This window comes from Microbacterium sp. PI-SA-G, assembly GCF_057215335.1.
Window position 1 is genome coordinate 2,924,910 of the sequence record NZ_CM170103.1, and the last position, 14,424, is coordinate 2,939,333.

The 14,424-nt window shown below is 70.8% G+C and carries 15 protein-coding genes; 9 read left to right on the forward strand and 6 right to left on the reverse strand.

All coding sequences use genetic code 11. The features are described 5' to 3' along the window. The first annotated feature begins 45 nt into the window (after positions 1–45). Together AC2D10_RS14360 and AC2D10_RS14365 are read left to right on the forward strand one after the other, a co-directional pair. The gene (locus AC2D10_RS14360) at positions 46–774 is read left to right on the forward strand and encodes an arsenate reductase/protein-tyrosine-phosphatase family protein (RefSeq protein ID WP_484708644.1); all 729 of its coding nucleotides are present in this window, start codon (positions 46–48) and stop codon (positions 772–774) included. 21 nt (positions 775–795) lie between these two features. Next, on the forward strand, positions 796–1,194 hold the full coding sequence (locus tag AC2D10_RS14365; protein ID WP_484708645.1) for an arsenate-mycothiol transferase ArsC: 399 nt from the start codon (positions 796–798) through the stop codon (positions 1,192–1,194). Between the two features lie 15 nt (positions 1,195–1,209). Here AC2D10_RS14365 and AC2D10_RS14370 read toward each other — a convergent pair whose 3' ends face one another. Next, the gene (locus tag AC2D10_RS14370) at positions 1,210–2,526 is read right to left on the reverse strand and encodes an NAD(P)-binding domain-containing protein (RefSeq protein WP_484708646.1); all 1,317 of its coding nucleotides are present in this window, start codon (positions 2,524–2,526) and stop codon (positions 1,210–1,212) included. Between the two features lie 81 nt (positions 2,527–2,607). Here AC2D10_RS14370 and AC2D10_RS14375 point away from each other — a divergent pair, with 81 nt between their 5' ends. Both AC2D10_RS14375 and AC2D10_RS14380 read left to right on the forward strand, forming a co-directional pair. Next, positions 2,608–2,949: an ArsR/SmtB family transcription factor gene (locus AC2D10_RS14375; protein ID WP_484708647.1), complete on the forward strand. Its 342-nt coding sequence runs from the start codon at positions 2,608–2,610 to the stop codon at positions 2,947–2,949. Between the two features lie 73 nt (positions 2,950–3,022). Then, complete coding sequence (locus AC2D10_RS14380; protein WP_484708648.1) at positions 3,023–3,658, forward strand: DUF1684 domain-containing protein; 636 nt, start codon at positions 3,023–3,025, stop codon at positions 3,656–3,658. Here AC2D10_RS14380 and AC2D10_RS14385 read toward each other — a convergent pair. From AC2D10_RS14385 to AC2D10_RS14395, 3 genes are all read right to left on the reverse strand, one after another. After that, positions 3,609–4,604 (reverse strand): bile acid:sodium symporter, encoded by a 996-nt coding sequence (locus tag AC2D10_RS14385; RefSeq protein WP_484711855.1) that lies wholly within the window; start codon positions 4,602–4,604, stop codon positions 3,609–3,611. The genes AC2D10_RS14380 and AC2D10_RS14385 overlap by 50 nt on opposite strands. Then, complete coding sequence (locus AC2D10_RS14390) at positions 4,601–5,065, reverse strand: hypothetical protein (RefSeq protein ID WP_484708650.1); 465 nt, start codon at positions 5,063–5,065, stop codon at positions 4,601–4,603. The genes AC2D10_RS14385 and AC2D10_RS14390 overlap by 4 nt, the downstream gene beginning before the upstream one ends. Positions 5,066–5,160: 95 nt before the next feature. After that, on the reverse strand, positions 5,161–7,524 hold the full coding sequence (locus AC2D10_RS14395) for an Ig-like domain-containing protein (protein ID WP_484708652.1): 2,364 nt from the start codon (positions 7,522–7,524) through the stop codon (positions 5,161–5,163). A gap of 246 nt (positions 7,525–7,770) precedes the next feature. Here AC2D10_RS14395 and AC2D10_RS14400 point away from each other — a divergent pair, with 246 nt between their 5' ends. From AC2D10_RS14400 to AC2D10_RS14415, 4 genes are read left to right on the forward strand one after another with little or no spacing between them, the layout of a single operon-like run. Further along, a complete protein-coding gene (locus tag AC2D10_RS14400) occupies positions 7,771–8,700 on the forward strand; it encodes an ABC transporter ATP-binding protein (protein WP_484708653.1) in 930 nt (309 codons plus the stop codon). Then, positions 8,697–9,542 carry an ABC transporter permease gene (locus AC2D10_RS14405; RefSeq protein ID WP_484708655.1) on the forward strand — a complete coding sequence of 282 codons (846 nt, stop codon included), beginning with the start codon at positions 8,697–8,699 and terminating at the stop codon, positions 9,540–9,542. The genes AC2D10_RS14400 and AC2D10_RS14405 overlap by 4 nt, the downstream gene beginning before the upstream one ends. Next, positions 9,539–10,768 carry a sensor histidine kinase gene (locus AC2D10_RS14410; RefSeq protein WP_484708658.1) on the forward strand — a complete coding sequence of 410 codons (1,230 nt, stop codon included), beginning with the start codon at positions 9,539–9,541 and terminating at the stop codon, positions 10,766–10,768. The genes AC2D10_RS14405 and AC2D10_RS14410 overlap by 4 nt, the downstream gene beginning before the upstream one ends. Continuing rightward, positions 10,765–11,433 (forward strand): response regulator, encoded by a 669-nt coding sequence (locus AC2D10_RS14415; RefSeq protein ID WP_484708659.1) that lies wholly within the window; start codon positions 10,765–10,767, stop codon positions 11,431–11,433. The genes AC2D10_RS14410 and AC2D10_RS14415 overlap by 4 nt, the downstream gene beginning before the upstream one ends. Before the next feature lie 32 nt (positions 11,434–11,465). Here AC2D10_RS14415 and AC2D10_RS14420 read toward each other — a convergent pair whose 3' ends face one another. Next, entirely contained in the window at positions 11,466–12,644 is a 1,179-nt protein-coding gene (locus AC2D10_RS14420) for a 4-hydroxybenzoate 3-monooxygenase (RefSeq protein WP_484708661.1), read from the reverse strand. A gap of 90 nt (positions 12,645–12,734) precedes the next feature. Beyond that, positions 12,735–13,487, reverse strand: a complete 753-nt coding sequence (locus AC2D10_RS14425; RefSeq protein WP_484708663.1) for an IclR family transcriptional regulator — start codon at positions 13,485–13,487, stop codon at positions 12,735–12,737. 117 nt (positions 13,488–13,604) lie between these two features. Between AC2D10_RS14425 and pcaH the strand changes: the two genes are divergently transcribed. After that, on the forward strand, positions 13,605–14,423 hold the full coding sequence (gene pcaH, locus AC2D10_RS14430; RefSeq protein WP_484708664.1) for a protocatechuate 3,4-dioxygenase subunit beta: 819 nt from the start codon (positions 13,605–13,607) through the stop codon (positions 14,421–14,423). Position 14,424 lies beyond the last annotated feature (1 nt).

A 14,424-nucleotide genomic window follows, 5' to 3' on the forward strand; every position in this document is an offset into this window, starting at 1 on the left:
GCCTCATCTTGACCTGGGCACGGTAGTACAGTCAAGATTGAGACAATGAACGTTGAGAGAAATGACGAGCTGGTGGCGCGCGCTGCCCGACATGCGGCGCTCGGTGACCCGTCGCGCCTGCGCATCGTCGATCTGCTCACCTGGGGAGATCTGTCGCCGACCGAGGTCCGCCTCGCGCTGGGCCTTCCGTCGAACCTCGTCACCCACCACCTCAACGTGCTCGAGTCCACGGGAATGGTGTCGCGCTCTCGCTCCGAGGCCGACAAGCGGCGCAGCTACGTCCGTCTCAGTGACGATGCGCTTCACGGACTCACCCCCGGAGGCGCCGAACGCGTGACCCGAGTGGTGTTCGTCTGCACCGCGAACTCCGCCCGGTCGCAGTTGGCCGCAGCGCTGTGGTCGGCGCGCAGCGGCATCCCCGCGGCATCCGGCGGAACGCACCCCGCCGACCGGATCGCTCCCGGCGCGATCGCCGCCGCCGATCGCCACGCATTGGCACTGCCCGACCGACCCCCGCGTGCCCTGGAGTCGGTGGTGACCGCCTCGGATCTCATCGTCACCGTGTGCGACAGCGCCCATGAAGAGATCGGCGCCCACGAAGAGATCGGCGCCCACGAAGAGATCTCTGCGCATGAACCGACGAGTGTCGCCGGGCGCCTGCACTGGTCCGTCCCCGACCCTGTGCGGGTGGGCACCGATGCCGCCTTCGACGCCGCCTATGACGAGCTGGAGCGCCGCATCGCGCAACTCGTGCCCCGCCTCGCCGCCCGCTGACCCCGCCTCAGAAAGATGCTCATGACCGACACCACTCCCACCGTCCTGTTCCTCTGCCAGCACAACGCCGGTCGCTCGCAACTGGGCGCGGCCCTCCTCGCGCATCTCGCCGGCGACCGGTTCGCGGTGGACTCCGCGGGCCTGTCTCCGGCGGCCGAGGTCAACCCGGCCGTGGCGGCCACGGTCGCTGAACTCGGCATCGACATCACGGACCGGGTCCCGCGCGCGGTCACGGCCGAGGACCTCGATGCGGCCGACATCGTCGTGTTGATGAAGCCGGGCCTCACTCTGCCGTCCACGCCGCGGGGCGAGGTGCTGGAGTGGTCGTTCCCGAACCCGGAGTCGTGGGATGCTGCGGCCGTGCGACCGCTGCGTGAGGCGGTCGCCGAGAAGATCCGCACGGCGCTGCTCGATCGCTGAGCGCGCGGGTCGCGGTCAGACGGTCGCCGGCGCGCGCCCGATCTGCAGCACCTGCACGGGAGGGGCGCAGCAGGATGCGCCGGCCGTCGCCCCGGGTGCGTCGAACAGGCCCGCTCCGCCGCAGACGCCGGTGTCGGGCAGCACGAGCTCCACGCGTCGGGCGGCCTCGTGGTCGCCGGCGAGTTCGGCGACCACGCTGCGCACCTGCTCGTATCCGGTGAGCGCGAGGAAGGTCGGCGCGCGCCCGTACGACTTGGCGCCGACGAGGTAGAAGTCGGGTTCGGGCTGCGCCAGGTCGGCCGCCCCGGTCGCGGCGACGGAGCCGCACGAGTGCAGGTTCGGATCGACCTCGGCCGCGATGCGCACCGGCGCCTGCAGTGTGGGATCCAGCTCGAGCCGCAGCTCCGACAGGAACGACAGATCGGGGCGGAAGCCGGTGAGCGCCACGACGCGATCGGCGCGAAGGGTGCGCCCGTCCTCGGCGATCAGCACCGGGCGATCGTCTTCACGGGTGATGCGCTCGACGCGGAACCCGGTGACGAGGGAGACGAGCCCCGAGTCGACGTACCGCTGTGCCGTGGCTCCGAGCGCTCCGCGGGCGGGCAGTTCGTCGGCCGCGCCACCGCCGAAGGCGTTCCCCGCCGAGGCGCGGCGCAGTGCCCACGTCACGGTGGTGCGCGGATCGCGGCGCGCCATGCGAGCCAGCGCCAACACGGCGGTCACCGCCGAGTGACCGGAGCCGATGACGACCGTGTGCCTGCCCTCGAAGCCTGCGCGGTCGCGCGCGTCGGGGATTCGGTAGGACAGCAGGTCGGCGGCCGACCGCTCGCCCAGGGCCGGCAGCCCGTCTGCTCCTGCCGGGTTCGGAGACGACCACGTGCCCGAGGCGTCGATGACCCCGCGGGCGTGCACGCGGTACTCCTCGCCCTCCGCGGGTCGGACGTGCACCGTGAACGGCTGCAGCGCCCGGTCGGCGTCGACGAGCCGGTCGCGGCCGAGCCGTGACACTCCCACGACCTGCGTGCCGTACCGGATGTGCTCACCCAGAGTCGCAGCGAGGGGTGCGAGGTAACCGCTGATCCACTGCGCTCCGGTGGGGTAGCCGGTCGTCGGCGCCGTCCACCCGGTGGGTGCGAGCAGGCGGGCGCTCGCCCCATCGATCAGCTCAGGCCACTCCGAGAAGAGCCGCACGTGCCCCCACTCCGCCACGGCCGCCGCCGGCGCGTTCCTCGCTTCGAGCACCATCACCGGGATGCCGCGTTCGACCAGATGTGCGGCAGCGGCGAGCCCCTGGGGGCCGGCTCCGATCACGACGACAGGAAGCTCGGGCATCACATCTCCTCGGATTGAAAGTCTTCAATGTGAACCCTCAACCATCTATCGATGAATGTCAATACGTGCGACACTGTCGGTGTGACCCTTCCCGCCACGATCGACCAGACCGGCTGCTGCGTTCCCCGCATCACGTCGACACTCACGGCCGAGAGCGCCGCGCAGGTCGCGCGTGTGTTCAAGGCGCTCGGTGACCCCACCCGCGTGATGCTGCTGTCGCTCATCGCCGCCGGCGAGGGCGGAGAAGCATGCATCTGCGACCTGACCGAGCCGGTCGGACTCTCGCAGGGCACAGTCTCGCATCACATGAAACTGCTCGCCGACGCGGGCCTGGTCACGCGCGAGCAGCGGGGCAAGTGGGCGTACTTCGCGGTCGACGCCGGTTCGCTGGAGGCCGCGGCGGACGCACTCCGCGTGGGCTGACCGCGGCACCCGCCCCGCCGTACCCGAACCCGACCCGCACCGCACCTGCACCGCACCCGCGTACTCTGGCGGCATGACGAACACGAACGCCCGCACCGCCGTCGAGGTCGTCGACTGGCGACGCCGCGTCTTCGCCCTGTACGACGCCGTGCGTCAGGAGGAGTCGCCCGAGGACGCGCACGAACTCTGGCGCATCGAACGCGACGACCTGATGATGCGGCATGCGGCGACGCCGATGCCGCCGGGCGATCGGCTGATGTTCGAGGGGCTGCCCGTCGCTCCGTACGACGCGGCCTGGCGGTTCGAGCTGCCGATCCTCGAGGCCGAGCCGGCGGAGTTCGAGTTCGCGACCGGGACCGACGGCGTCGTGCCGTTCGAGCGGATCGGCACGGTCGAGGTCCCCGACACCGGCTCGCTCGACGTCTGGCGGCTGCGGTCGTACGGCGGCGGCCTGTTCATCCCCGTGCGCGACGGGCTCGCGGGCCGCCCGGGCGGCACCTACGGGGGAGGGCGCTACCTGATCGATACGATCAAGGGCGCGGATCTCGGGTCGGATGCCGCGGGCGGCACGATCGTGCTCGACTTCAACTTCGCCTACAACCCCTCGTGCGCGTACGACCCGGCGTGGGCGTGCCCGCTCGCTCCCGCGGGCAATGTGCTCACGACCGCGGTGCCGGTGGGAGAGCTGTACTTCGGTCACGCGGAGTGAGGCGCGGAACGACCCGCACCAGCACGACCATCGCGACGAGTTCGACGAGCGTCTGCGTGACCACCGCCAGGGGTGCGATGCCGAGCTCTGCGGGCAGGGCGAGCGCGAGCGGCAGCACGACGAGGGAGTTGCGCGTGGTCGCCGAGAACATCACGGCGCGGGTCGCGGCGATGTCGAGCCGCGCGACTCGCGCGGCGAGCAGGCCGATGAACACCGCGATGATCACGAACGCGACGTAGAGCGGGATCACCCGCACCAGCGACGACAGCTCCGACCCCACGGCGGCGATCTGCGAGGCGACGACGACCGCCAGCGTGAGGCACATCAGCGGCACCATCGCGCCCGCCATGACCCCCTCGATCGCGCGGCCCGCACGATGCCGACGCGCGATCGCCTGCACCAGTGCCGCGGCGGCGAGCGGCACGACGATGAGCAGCACCAGCGCGCGCACGAACGGTGCGACGTCGACGACTGCGACCGCCTCCGCGCCCGCGAAGAGGAGCAGATACAGCGGAAGCAGCACGATCTGCACGAGCATCAGCAGCGGTGCCGCGGCGAGCAGCCGGGCTCGCGCGCCACCGGCGAGGCCCGTGAAGACGATCACGTAGTCGATGCAGGGCGTCAGCAGAACGAGCAGCACGCCGAGCAGCAGGCCGCGGTCATCGGCGACGAACCGCGACAGCGCCCCGGCGATCACCGGCACCACGACGAAGTTCGCCACCAGCACGGTGGCGAGGAAGCGGACGTCGAGGAACGCGCGGCCGACCTCGATCAGCGGCACGGCGAGGAAGGTCGCGAAGAGCAGCAGCGCGAGCACGGGCTCGATCGCGTGCTCGAACGCGGGCGCGGCCTGCGGCAGAGTCAGGCCGACCGCACCCCCGGCCGCGATGGCCAGGAGGTACAGCGCGACCTGGTGCTTCTGCCACCCGGCGACCGAAGCGGTCAGGGGCGGGTTCCGTTGCCGCCGCCCAGATCGTCGATGTACACGAGATACCCGGTGGTCGAGATGTGCGCAGTGCTGTCACGCAGCAGCAGATCGGTGAGTTCCTCGACGGTCTTGCCGCTGCGCTTCGCGGCGATCGCGATGTTCTCGCCGAGCGCGTCGATGGCTTTCTGACCGTTCATCGGCTCGGGGAGCAGGGGGCCGGTGGGGGTGCTGATGCCGGGCACGTCGTCGCCTTCCGTGGCAGGGGTGTCGGTGGGGGTGCCCGGGGGCGGGGGAGTGGAGGTCGCCGTCGTTGATGTGGCAGACGGCGACGGGGTCGAGACGGCATCGCCTCCCGTGCTGCGGTTGAACTGGAGCAGCGCCACGATGAGCACGGCGACGACAGCGGCGGCGGCCGCGGTCAGGATCAGGATGCGGCCCCAGCGTGGCTGCTGCGGCTGCTCGGTGGTGTTCTCGGTCATGCGTCCTCCTCAGCCGGATATGCGGATGGGGCGGGAATCACTCGCGTGATCCCCGCCCCATCTCATCAGAACATTCTCATGTCCGTCTCACGGATTCAGCTCTCGATGAGCTGCTTCCGACGCTGCTGGCGAAGGCCGAACGCTGCCGCGCCGCCGCCGAGCACGAGGATCGAAGCCACGAGGGCCGTGATCAGCATCGCGGACGAGTCGCCACCGGTGTTGGCGAGGTTGTCGCCGTCGCCGTCACCCGTTCCGGTGCCGGTGCCGGTGCCGTCTCCGCCACCGCCGCCGGTCGTGGGTGCGTTCACCGTGAAGGAGATCGCACCGGATGCGCCGGAGGTGGCGCCGTTGATGGTCTGGCTCGCCGAAACCGAGTGCGCGCCGTTGGGGAGCGCGTCGCCCGGGATGAGCTCCCAGGTGCCGCCGACGGTGACCGTCGCGGAGCCGGTCCACGTGGTGCCGTCTGCGAGCGTGACGGTCACGTTCACCGTCGCGCCCGGGATGCCCGAGCCTGCGATGGTGGGCGTGGTGTCCTCGGTGGTCGAGTCCTCAACCGGCTTGGTGATGGCGGGTGCCGAGACCGGAGCGGTCACGGTGACCGTGTCGGTCTCCGGAACCGGGGCGCCGTCGACAGCCTGCGAGGCGACGATCACGGTGTTGCCGTAGTCCTTCGCCGTGACGGTGCCGGTCCAGGCGCCGCTGGCGGCGACCACTGCGGTGTCGATGACAGTGCCGTCGACGGTCAGCGAGACGGTCGCCTCGGGGGTGGCCGTACCGGTCACGTCGACATCGGAGCCGCCTTCGACCGCAGCGCCGTCAGCCGGCGTCACGATGACGATGGGCTGCTCGGCGATGCCGGGCACTGCTGCGCCCGTCAGGGTGTAGTTGCCGAGGCTGCCGTAGTCGGTGTATCCGTTGGCGTTGACCGGGGTGGCGGTGGTCGGATCGCCCGAACCCACGCCGTCGACCGTCAGGTAGTAGACGCCCTTTTCGACCGTCGCGGTCACGGAGGCGTTCAGGCCTGCGGCGACGTCGGTGGAGGTCGCAGTGGCGGCCGGGTCGTTCTCGGTGACGACGACACCAGCGGAGTCCGTGAGGGTCAGCTTGGCGTCGAGGTTCGGTCCGACGTTCGCCACGGCGACCGTCGCGGTGAGCGGGCCACCGTTGGTCGAGACGCGGAAGACGTCGACATCGGCAGCGTTGATGATGACGCCGGCGCCGGTGAAGGAGCCCGTCGCGTTGTCGAGCGTCGCGGCCGTCTCCGGCGTGTTGCCCACCGTGTCAGCGGCGGCGTCAGCGCGGTCCACGAACGTGAACGTCAGGACGAGCTGTTCCGTGGCTCCGTTGCAGTTGCCGTCGACCGGGATCAGGAAGACGTCGCCCGGCTTCGGGTCGCTGGCGACTGCCGGGGGAACCGGGCAGACGTTTCCGGAGTAGGGAGTGCCGTCGGCGGTGGTCACGCTCAGCAGGTCGTAGGCGGCAGCCGAGCGATCCGTGATGACGGCGAGGTCATCCTCGGTGTTGGTCGCGCCGGCGTAGCTGCCGTTCGACCACTGGCTCAGCGGCACGTCGTAGGTGGCGCCCATGATCGGGCCCCAGACGCCGCCACGCGGGTAGTAGTACTCGCCGGTCGGCGAGTTCGCGATGCCGTCGTGCTCGAGGCCGAAGTTGTGGGCGGCCTCGTGCGATGCCGTGTCGGCGACGCTCTTGGCCGAGGCGTCAGCGGAGTTTCCGCCTCCGACGCCCTGGGTGAAGACGAACGCACCGGTCAGGTAGTCCGATCCGGTGCCGCCGCCGAAGGCGAGCCCGGAAGTGTTGTTCGCAGACGGAAGCACCTCGTCGTAGGAGTCGGTGATGATCACGTGCGAGGCGTAGCGAGTGTCATCGACGGCCGTCTTGTACAGGTCGTCGTCGCTCGGACGCGTGGTCGTGACGTTGACGTTGAACGGCGCGAAGTCCTCGGCGACGGCGGCCCACACCTGGGCGCGGAATGCCGCGTCGGCCGCTGCAGCGCCGACGAAGTTGAGCGAGGCGGAGCCTGCGTCCTCGTTCCAGGCGGTGTTCGTGAGAACCTCGCCGTCGAAGTCGAGGTACACCGTGACGGGGGCCTCGGGCTTGGAGCCGTCGGTCGGCGTGCCGGGGATCGCCGCTCCGGAGGGCGCGGCGCGGAGGCTGAAGGTCTCGGCGGTCACGCCGGACTTCGCGTCATCGATGTGGAGGACGAAGCCCCGCTCGGTGACCTTGATGGCACCCGCGGCCTCGAGCTGCTTGAGCTCGTCGGCCGAGCTGTTCGTGTAAGCCTCAGCGGCCTCGTACTTGTTGGCCGCCGCGTTGATCGCGACCGGCCCGTTCGGCGATTCCTCAGCGGCAGCGGGAAGAACCGCTCCACCGAAGGTCAGCGCGCCTGCGCCGATGGTCGCCACGGCAGCACTGAGCCACCGACGCTGTGTATTTCTCACTTCGTTTATCCCCCGTATCGATATATGGATATATCGGTCACGCTAACAGTTCTCAGGAAAATGACAGGGTGCCTCTCAGCTTTTTCCCAGGAAAGGTTCACGCCACCGTCGAAGGCCCCGATCAAAAACCGGTTCTCTTCGGAGTCAGTACCTGGGTACCGGTCGCGCCCGGAGGTGTGGACGTGCGTCCGATGTGCCGCCCTCGCCTCCCGCCATAACGTCTCGGCAGAGACAGAGAGGCTGGACATGATCAGAGCAGAAGCGCTCACCAAGCGCTACAAGGAGAAGGTGGCCGTCGATGGCATCGACTTCGCGGTGGAGCCGGGCAGGGTGACCGGATTCCTCGGGCCCAACGGCGCCGGGAAGTCGACGACGATGCGCATGATCGTCGGGCTCGATCGCCCGAGCGGCGGCGCGGTCACGGTCAACGGACACCCGTATGCGGAGCACGCGGCACCGCTGCGCGAGGTCGGCACACTGCTCGATGCGAAGGCGGCTCATCGGGGTCGGACGGCATACAAGCACCTGCTGTCGCTCGGGGCCACGCACGGCATCGGTCCGCAGCGGGTGCGCGAGGTGATCGGCATGGCCGGACTCGACTCCGTCGCGCACAAGCGCGTCGGCGGCTTCTCGCTCGGGATGGGGCAGCGGCTGGGCATCGCCGCGGCGCTGATCGGCGACCCGGCGACCGTCATCCTCGACGAGCCGGTGAACGGGCTCGACCCCGAGGGCGTGCTGTGGGTGCGCACGCTCATGCGCCGGCTCGCCGCCGAGGGGCGGACCGTGCTGCTCTCGTCGCACCTGATGAGCGAGATGGCGCAGACGGCCGACCACCTGATCGTGATCGGTCGCGGGCGGATCCTCGCCGACGGACCGCTGGCCGAGGTGATCGCCGGCGCGACGCGCTCGGTGGTCCGCGTGCGCACGCACGACGTGGCGCTGCTCTCGCAGGCGCTCGCGGCACCGGACGTGGTGATCACCACCCTGCCCGACGGCGCGGTGGAGGTCGCGGGCCGGAGCGCGGAGCAGATCGCGATCGCCGCATCCGGTGCCGGCGTCGTGCTGCACGAGGTCGTCGCCCTCACCGGCAGTCTCGAAGACGCCTACCTGGCCCTGACCTCGCACGAGGTCGAATACCGAGCGACGAACGCCGGAACGATCGGAGCAGACCGATGAGCGCGCCCCTGACCCAGCGGACCACCTTCGTGCAGAGCCCCGACCGCCTGCGCTTCGCGCACATCGTGCGATCCGAGATCATCAAGCTCACGAGCCTGCGCTCGACCGGATTCCTTCTCGCAGCGCTCCTCGTCTTCGGCATCGGGGTGAGCGTGCTGTTCGCGATCACCGCGGAGCAGGGCGGCATCCCCGACGCTCCGTCGACGCGGTACTCGCTCGACGCCGTCACGATCGGCACCGTGCTCTTCGGCCAGATCATCGCCGGGGTGCTCGGTGTGCTGGCGATCACCGCGGAGTACTCGTCGGGCACGATCCAGCCGACGCTCGCGGCCGTCCCGCGACGGATGCCGGTGCTCGCCGCCAAGGCACTGGTGCTGTTCCCGCTGACGGCCGGAACGGCGCTCGTCGCGCTGGTCGGGTCGTGGGCGCTGACGTATCCGTTCTTCCAGCAGCTCGGCATCCAGACCGAGCTCATCGCCCCCGGCTTCCTGTTCGCCCTGGTCGGAGGCGCCGTCTATGTTGGAACGTGCTCCGTGTTCGGGCTGGGTATCGGGACCCTGCTCCGCTCCGCGGCGGGAGGGTCGATCGTGGTCATCTGCACGACGCTCCTCGCGCCCGTGCTCACGTCGGTGCTCCCGACGTCGGAGGTCGTCCGCACGATCCGCCTGTACCTGCTCTCGCACGCCGGCGACTCGATGGTGCGGCTCGGCGAACCGGCGCTGGGGTTCGCGAATGCCGCGCAGCAGTACCTCAGTCCTGCGGGCGGGTGGGTGACGGCGATCCTCTGGGCGGTCGTCGCGCTGGCCGCCGGTGCTCTGGCGCTCCGTCGGAGGGATGCGTGACCGCACCCCGCCCGCTGCCTCTGCGCAGGCCGTGGCTCGCCGACGCATTCGCGTTCGCGGGCTACGGCCTCGTGGCCCTCTGCCTCGGGCTGATCTCGCTCGAGCCGCGCTTCGGCACGCCCGGGTGGATCCCGCTCGTGCTCGGCGTCGCCGGGGTGGCGGTCCTCGCAGTGCGCGCCCGACTCCCGCTCGTCGCTCTGGGCGCCGCCATCGCCGTCGCCCTGCTCTCGCTGGCCGTCGGCACCGGAGCGGAATGCCTGCTCGTGCTGATCGTGCTGTCGGGGATCGGGGTGCGGCGCTCGCCGATGACCGCCTGGGTGTCGGCCGTGGTCACGGTGGCGTTCGGCGTGCTCGGGGCGTGGATCTTCACGATGCGTCTGTCGCGGGGGCCGTCGCTCTGGGGATCGCCGCCGGTGACCCCGCGCGACCTGACGCTCGACTGGGCGCTCGCATCGGCGGTGGTGGTGGTGTTCGTGCTCGTCACCGCGCAGCTCGCGACCGCGGCGGGGCAGCGTCGGCGGTCGGTTGCGGCGTTGCAGGAGCGGGCCGCGCAGCTCGCCCGCGAACGCGATCAGCAGGCCGAGATCGCCGGCGCCCGTGAGCGCGAGCGCATCGCGCGCGAGATGCACGACGTGATCGCCCACAGCCTGTCGGTCATGATCGCGATCGCCGACGGCGCCCACGCCGTGGCCGACGAGCGCCCCGAGGAGTCGAAGGCCGCGATCGCCCGCGTCGCCGAGACCGGGCGTCGCACGCTGGGTGAGGTGCGCCGCCTGCTCGGGTCGGTCCGCGGCGACCTCGCAGCGGGCGACCGGGCGCACGCGCCCCAGCCCGACGCGACACAGCTGCCCGCGCTCGTGCAGGAGTTCCGCGACGCCGGCCTTCCGGTGCGGCTCACCGCGAGCGGCATCCCCTCCGCTGACCCGGCGATCGGCCTCACGGTGTACCGCCTCGCGCAGGAGTCGCTGACCAACGTGCTCCGCCATGCGCGCGGCGTCGAGGAGGTGACGGTCGCCGTGTCATGGACTGCGACCGATGTGCGCATCACGGTGCGCGACCGCGGCGGGGTGGCGAGCGGGGTGGCGAGCGGGGGCGGGCAGACCGGCCGTGGCATCCTCGGAATGAGGGAGCGGGTGGCCCTCTTCGACGGATCGGTCGAGGCCGGCCCGCACGCCGAGGGCGGGTGGCAGGTCGCCGCACATCTGCGAGGGGAGAGCACCCGATGACCACGGACACCGTTCGCGTGCTCCTCGTCGACGACCAGGAGCTCGTCCGCTACGGACTGCGCCTGGTGCTCGAGGCTTCGGTGGGGCTGACCGTCGTGGGTGAGGCCGGCGACGGTCTGCAGGCGATCGGGGCCGCCGAGCGGCTGCGGCCCGACGTCGTGCTCATGGACGTGCGGATGCCGGGCATGAGCGGCATCGACGCGACTCGACGCATCACGACGCTGGTGCCCGAGGCCCGCGTGCTGGTGCTCACGACCTACGACCTCGACGACGCGGCGTTCGGGGCGCTCGATGCCGGAGCCGCCGGGTTCCTGCTCAAGGACACCCGCCCCGACGACCTGGTCGCCGCGATCCACGCGGTCGCCTCGGGCGATGCCGTCGTGTCGCCGCGGCTCACCGCCAAGCTCATCGAGATCGCGGCCCCCCACCTCGGCATGCGTCACCGGGGCGATGCCGCAGCCGCGCTGGCCGAGCTCTCGCCGCGCGAACGTGAGATCTTCGTGCTCATCGGGCGGGGGGAGACGAACGGCGAGATCGCCGCCGCGCTCCACGTCAGCGAGTCGACCGTCAAGGCGCACGTGGGCAAGGTGCTGCAGAAGCTCGAGCTGCGCAACCGCGTGCAGGCGGTGATCCGGGCGTACGAGCTCGGTCTCGTCCGTCCCTGAGCACGCGGAGCGCCCTGAGCGCCGGAGCGGGCTCACGCGTCGTGCGGCCAGCCCGTGTACGCCTCGGCGAGGAACGTGCGCCCGGCCTCGGACTCGACCACTGAGCGGAGCTCGCCGACCTGGCGGCGGCGGTCGAAGTCGCTCGCGTCGGTCGCGGTGTGCAGCATGCTCGTCATCCACCACGAGAAGTGCTGCGCCTTCCAGATGCGGCGCAGCGCGGTCTCGGCGAAGGTGTCGATCAGGCGCGCGTCGTTCTCGAGCAGCAGCGCGCGCAGCGCCCGGTCGAGCAGCACCACGTCGGCCACGGCGAGGTTCATGCCCTTGGCTCCCGTGGGCGGCACGGTGTGGGCCGCGTCGCCGGCGAGCACGGCGCGTCCGCGGCGGAGCTCGTGGGCGACGAAGCTGCGGAACCGCAGCACATCGCGCTGCACGATCGGGCCCGGGGTCAGGGTCGTGCCGGGGACTCGTGCCTGCAGGGCATCCCAGATCTGCGCCTCCGACAGGGCCTGCGGATCGGCGTCCGGGTCGCACTGGAAGTACATCCGCTGGATCGTGGGGCTGCGCTGACTGATCAGGGCGAAGCCGTCGGGGGAGTTGCTGTAGATCAGCTCGTCGGAGCTGGGCGGCGCCTCGCAGAGGATGCCGAACCAGGCGAACGGGTACTCGCGGAAGTATCCGCCGCTCGACCCGGTGACCGCCGGGCGCACGACGCTGCGCGAGCCATCGGCGCCGACCACGAACTCGGCCTCGATGCGCAGGTCCGCTCCGTCGGCCGTGGTGGCCGTGACCCAGGGTCGGTCGGTCTCGACATCGCCGACCCCGGTGACCGTGGTCTCGAACCGCACGTCCTGGCCGGCGGCGAGACGCGCGGCGACGAGGTCCTTCAGTACCTCGTGCTGCGGGTAGAGCCACACGCTGCGGCCCACGAGTGACGGGAAGTCGATGCGGTGGCCCTCGCCCTCGAAGCGCAGCTCGATGCCGTCGTGACGGTTCCCGGTGGTGAGTACGCGGTCGCTGGCACCCGTCTCGCTCAGTACGCGCACGGTCTCCTGCTCGAGGATGCCGGCGCGGATCGTCGATTCGATCTCGGCCCGGCTGCGACGATCCAGGACGATCGAGTCGATCCCGGCGTCGGCCAGCAGGTGCGACAGCAGCAGGCCGGCGGGTCCTGCGCCGACGATGGCGACTCGGGTGCGGACGGTGAGGGTCATGGCGTCTCCTTCGACGGACGTGTGTCGTCAGTCAGTGTCGACGGGGGCCTCTCTCCTCAGGCGATGTCTCCCGTTGAATGGGAGGTGGCGTCAGCGGCGCCCGCCGAGTGCACGCTCGATGTCGCGGGCGGCGGCGAGCAGTTCGCGCAGCGCCGGCTCGACGGCATCCTCGCGGCGGAGCACGACCGAGAGCGCCGCGGCGACATCGCCCGTCTCGTCGTGCACGGGCACGGCCACCCCGGTCGACACCGTCTCGATGTACCCGGGTGCCCTCGCATGCCCGATCGCGCGCACCTCGGCGAGCTTGCGGCGAAGGGCGGCGGGGTCGGTGATCGTCTCGGCCGAGACAGCCCCGAGCGGGCCTGCCAGGATGCGCTCCTGCAGGGCGCGCTCCGCGTAGGCGAGCAGCACGAGGCCCGACGACGAGGCGTGCAGGGGGAGTCGGCCCGCGACCCGGGTGACGTTCGAGCCGGAATCCGGGCTGCTCAGCCGCTCGAGGAACAGCGCCTCGTCCTGCTCGAGGATCGCGAGCTGCGTGTGCTCGCGCACGCGGGCCTGCACCCGCTCCATGAACGGCAGCGCGGCCTGGCGCAGTCGCAGGGCGTGGGATGACCTGGTCGCCAGTTCCCACAGGCGCATGCCGATGCGGATGCGGCGGTCGTCGTCGCGCTCGAGCATGCCGGCATCCACCAGCTCCCCGACGATGCGGTGCGCCGTCGAGGCGGGCAGGCCCGCACGGCGACCGATGTCGGCGGCGCTCTGCACCGTGCGCGCGGGCGTGAACGTCTCGAGCACGCGGATCAGCCGTTCGGTGACCGAGTCGCCGGAGGAGGAGTTGGCCATGCGGCGATCCTCCCACACGAGGTGACTGGATTCCCATTGAGTGGGAATCGACGTCCGTATCGGCATCGGCGAGGTGAGAATGCTGTGAACGCCCGCTCCGTGTCGAAGGAGACGCACATGACCGCCACGTCCGGAACCCTCGCCGCGGCGCCCGAGACGCTGCTCGCCCCGCCCGTGCAGGTCGCGCAGTCCGTCATCACGGCCGAGATCACCGATCTGCACGCGTCGCTCGCGCGCCGAGAGGCCGCGGGGGAGCCGCTGCCCGCGACCGTGCACGACTTTCCGCCGTACCGCTCGAGCCTTCTGCGGCATCCGACCAAGAATCCGAAGCTGGTCGACCCCGAGACGATCGAGCTGCTCTCCCCGGCGTTCGGGCAGCGCGACGTCGCCGCCATCGAGTCCGACCTGACGATCCAGCACGCCGGCGAGCCGCTGGGCGAGCGCATGACGGTGCGCGGACGACTGCTCGACTCGTGGGGGCGGCCGATACCGAACCAGCTGATCGAGCTGTGGCAGGCGAACTCCGCTGGCCGCTACATCCATCAGCGTGACCAGCATCCGGCTCCGCTGGACCCGAACTTCACCGGGGCGGGTCGGGCGATCACGAACGATCGCGGCGAGTACCTCTTCACGACGATCAAGCCCGGACCGTACCCGTGGAAGAACCACGTCAACGCCTGGCGCCCGGCGCACATCCACTTCTCGGTGTTCGGATCGTCGTTCACGCAGCGCCTGGTGACGCAGATGTACTTCCCGGGCGACCCGCTGTTCGCGCTCGACCCGATCTACAACACGATCTGGCGTCAGAAGGATCGCGACGCACTGGTCGGCGTCTACGATCACGAGCTGACATCGCCCGAGTGGGCCACCGGGTACCGGTTCGACATCGTGGTCGACGGACCCGATGCCACCTGGTTCGAGCAGGAGGAGGACTGAC

Excerpts from the sequence above, each read along its gene's own strand:
- AC2D10_RS14360 (WP_484708644.1), top strand. The coding sequence starts at position 46 with ATGAACGTTGAGAGAAATGACGAGCTGGTGGCGCGCGCTGCCCGACAT.
- AC2D10_RS14365 (WP_484708645.1), top strand. The coding sequence starts at position 796 with ATGACCGACACCACTCCCACCGTCCTGTTCCTCTGCCAGCACAACGCC.
- AC2D10_RS14370 (WP_484708646.1), bottom strand. The coding sequence starts at position 2,526 with ATGCCCGAGCTTCCTGTCGTCGTGATCGGAGCCGGCCCCCAGGGGCTC.
- AC2D10_RS14380 (WP_484708648.1), top strand. The coding sequence starts at position 3,023 with ATGACGAACACGAACGCCCGCACCGCCGTCGAGGTCGTCGACTGGCGA.
- AC2D10_RS14390 (WP_484708650.1), bottom strand. The coding sequence starts at position 5,065 with ATGACCGAGAACACCACCGAGCAGCCGCAGCAGCCACGCTGGGGCCGC.
- AC2D10_RS14400 (WP_484708653.1), top strand. The coding sequence starts at position 7,771 with ATGATCAGAGCAGAAGCGCTCACCAAGCGCTACAAGGAGAAGGTGGCC.
- AC2D10_RS14405 (WP_484708655.1), top strand. The coding sequence starts at position 8,697 with ATGAGCGCGCCCCTGACCCAGCGGACCACCTTCGTGCAGAGCCCCGAC.
- AC2D10_RS14415 (WP_484708659.1), top strand. The coding sequence starts at position 10,765 with ATGACCACGGACACCGTTCGCGTGCTCCTCGTCGACGACCAGGAGCTC.
- AC2D10_RS14420 (WP_484708661.1), bottom strand. The coding sequence starts at position 12,644 with ATGACCCTCACCGTCCGCACCCGAGTCGCCATCGTCGGCGCAGGACCC.
- AC2D10_RS14425 (WP_484708663.1), bottom strand. The coding sequence starts at position 13,487 with ATGGCCAACTCCTCCTCCGGCGACTCGGTCACCGAACGGCTGATCCGC.
- pcaH (WP_484708664.1), top strand. The coding sequence starts at position 13,605 with ATGACCGCCACGTCCGGAACCCTCGCCGCGGCGCCCGAGACGCTGCTC.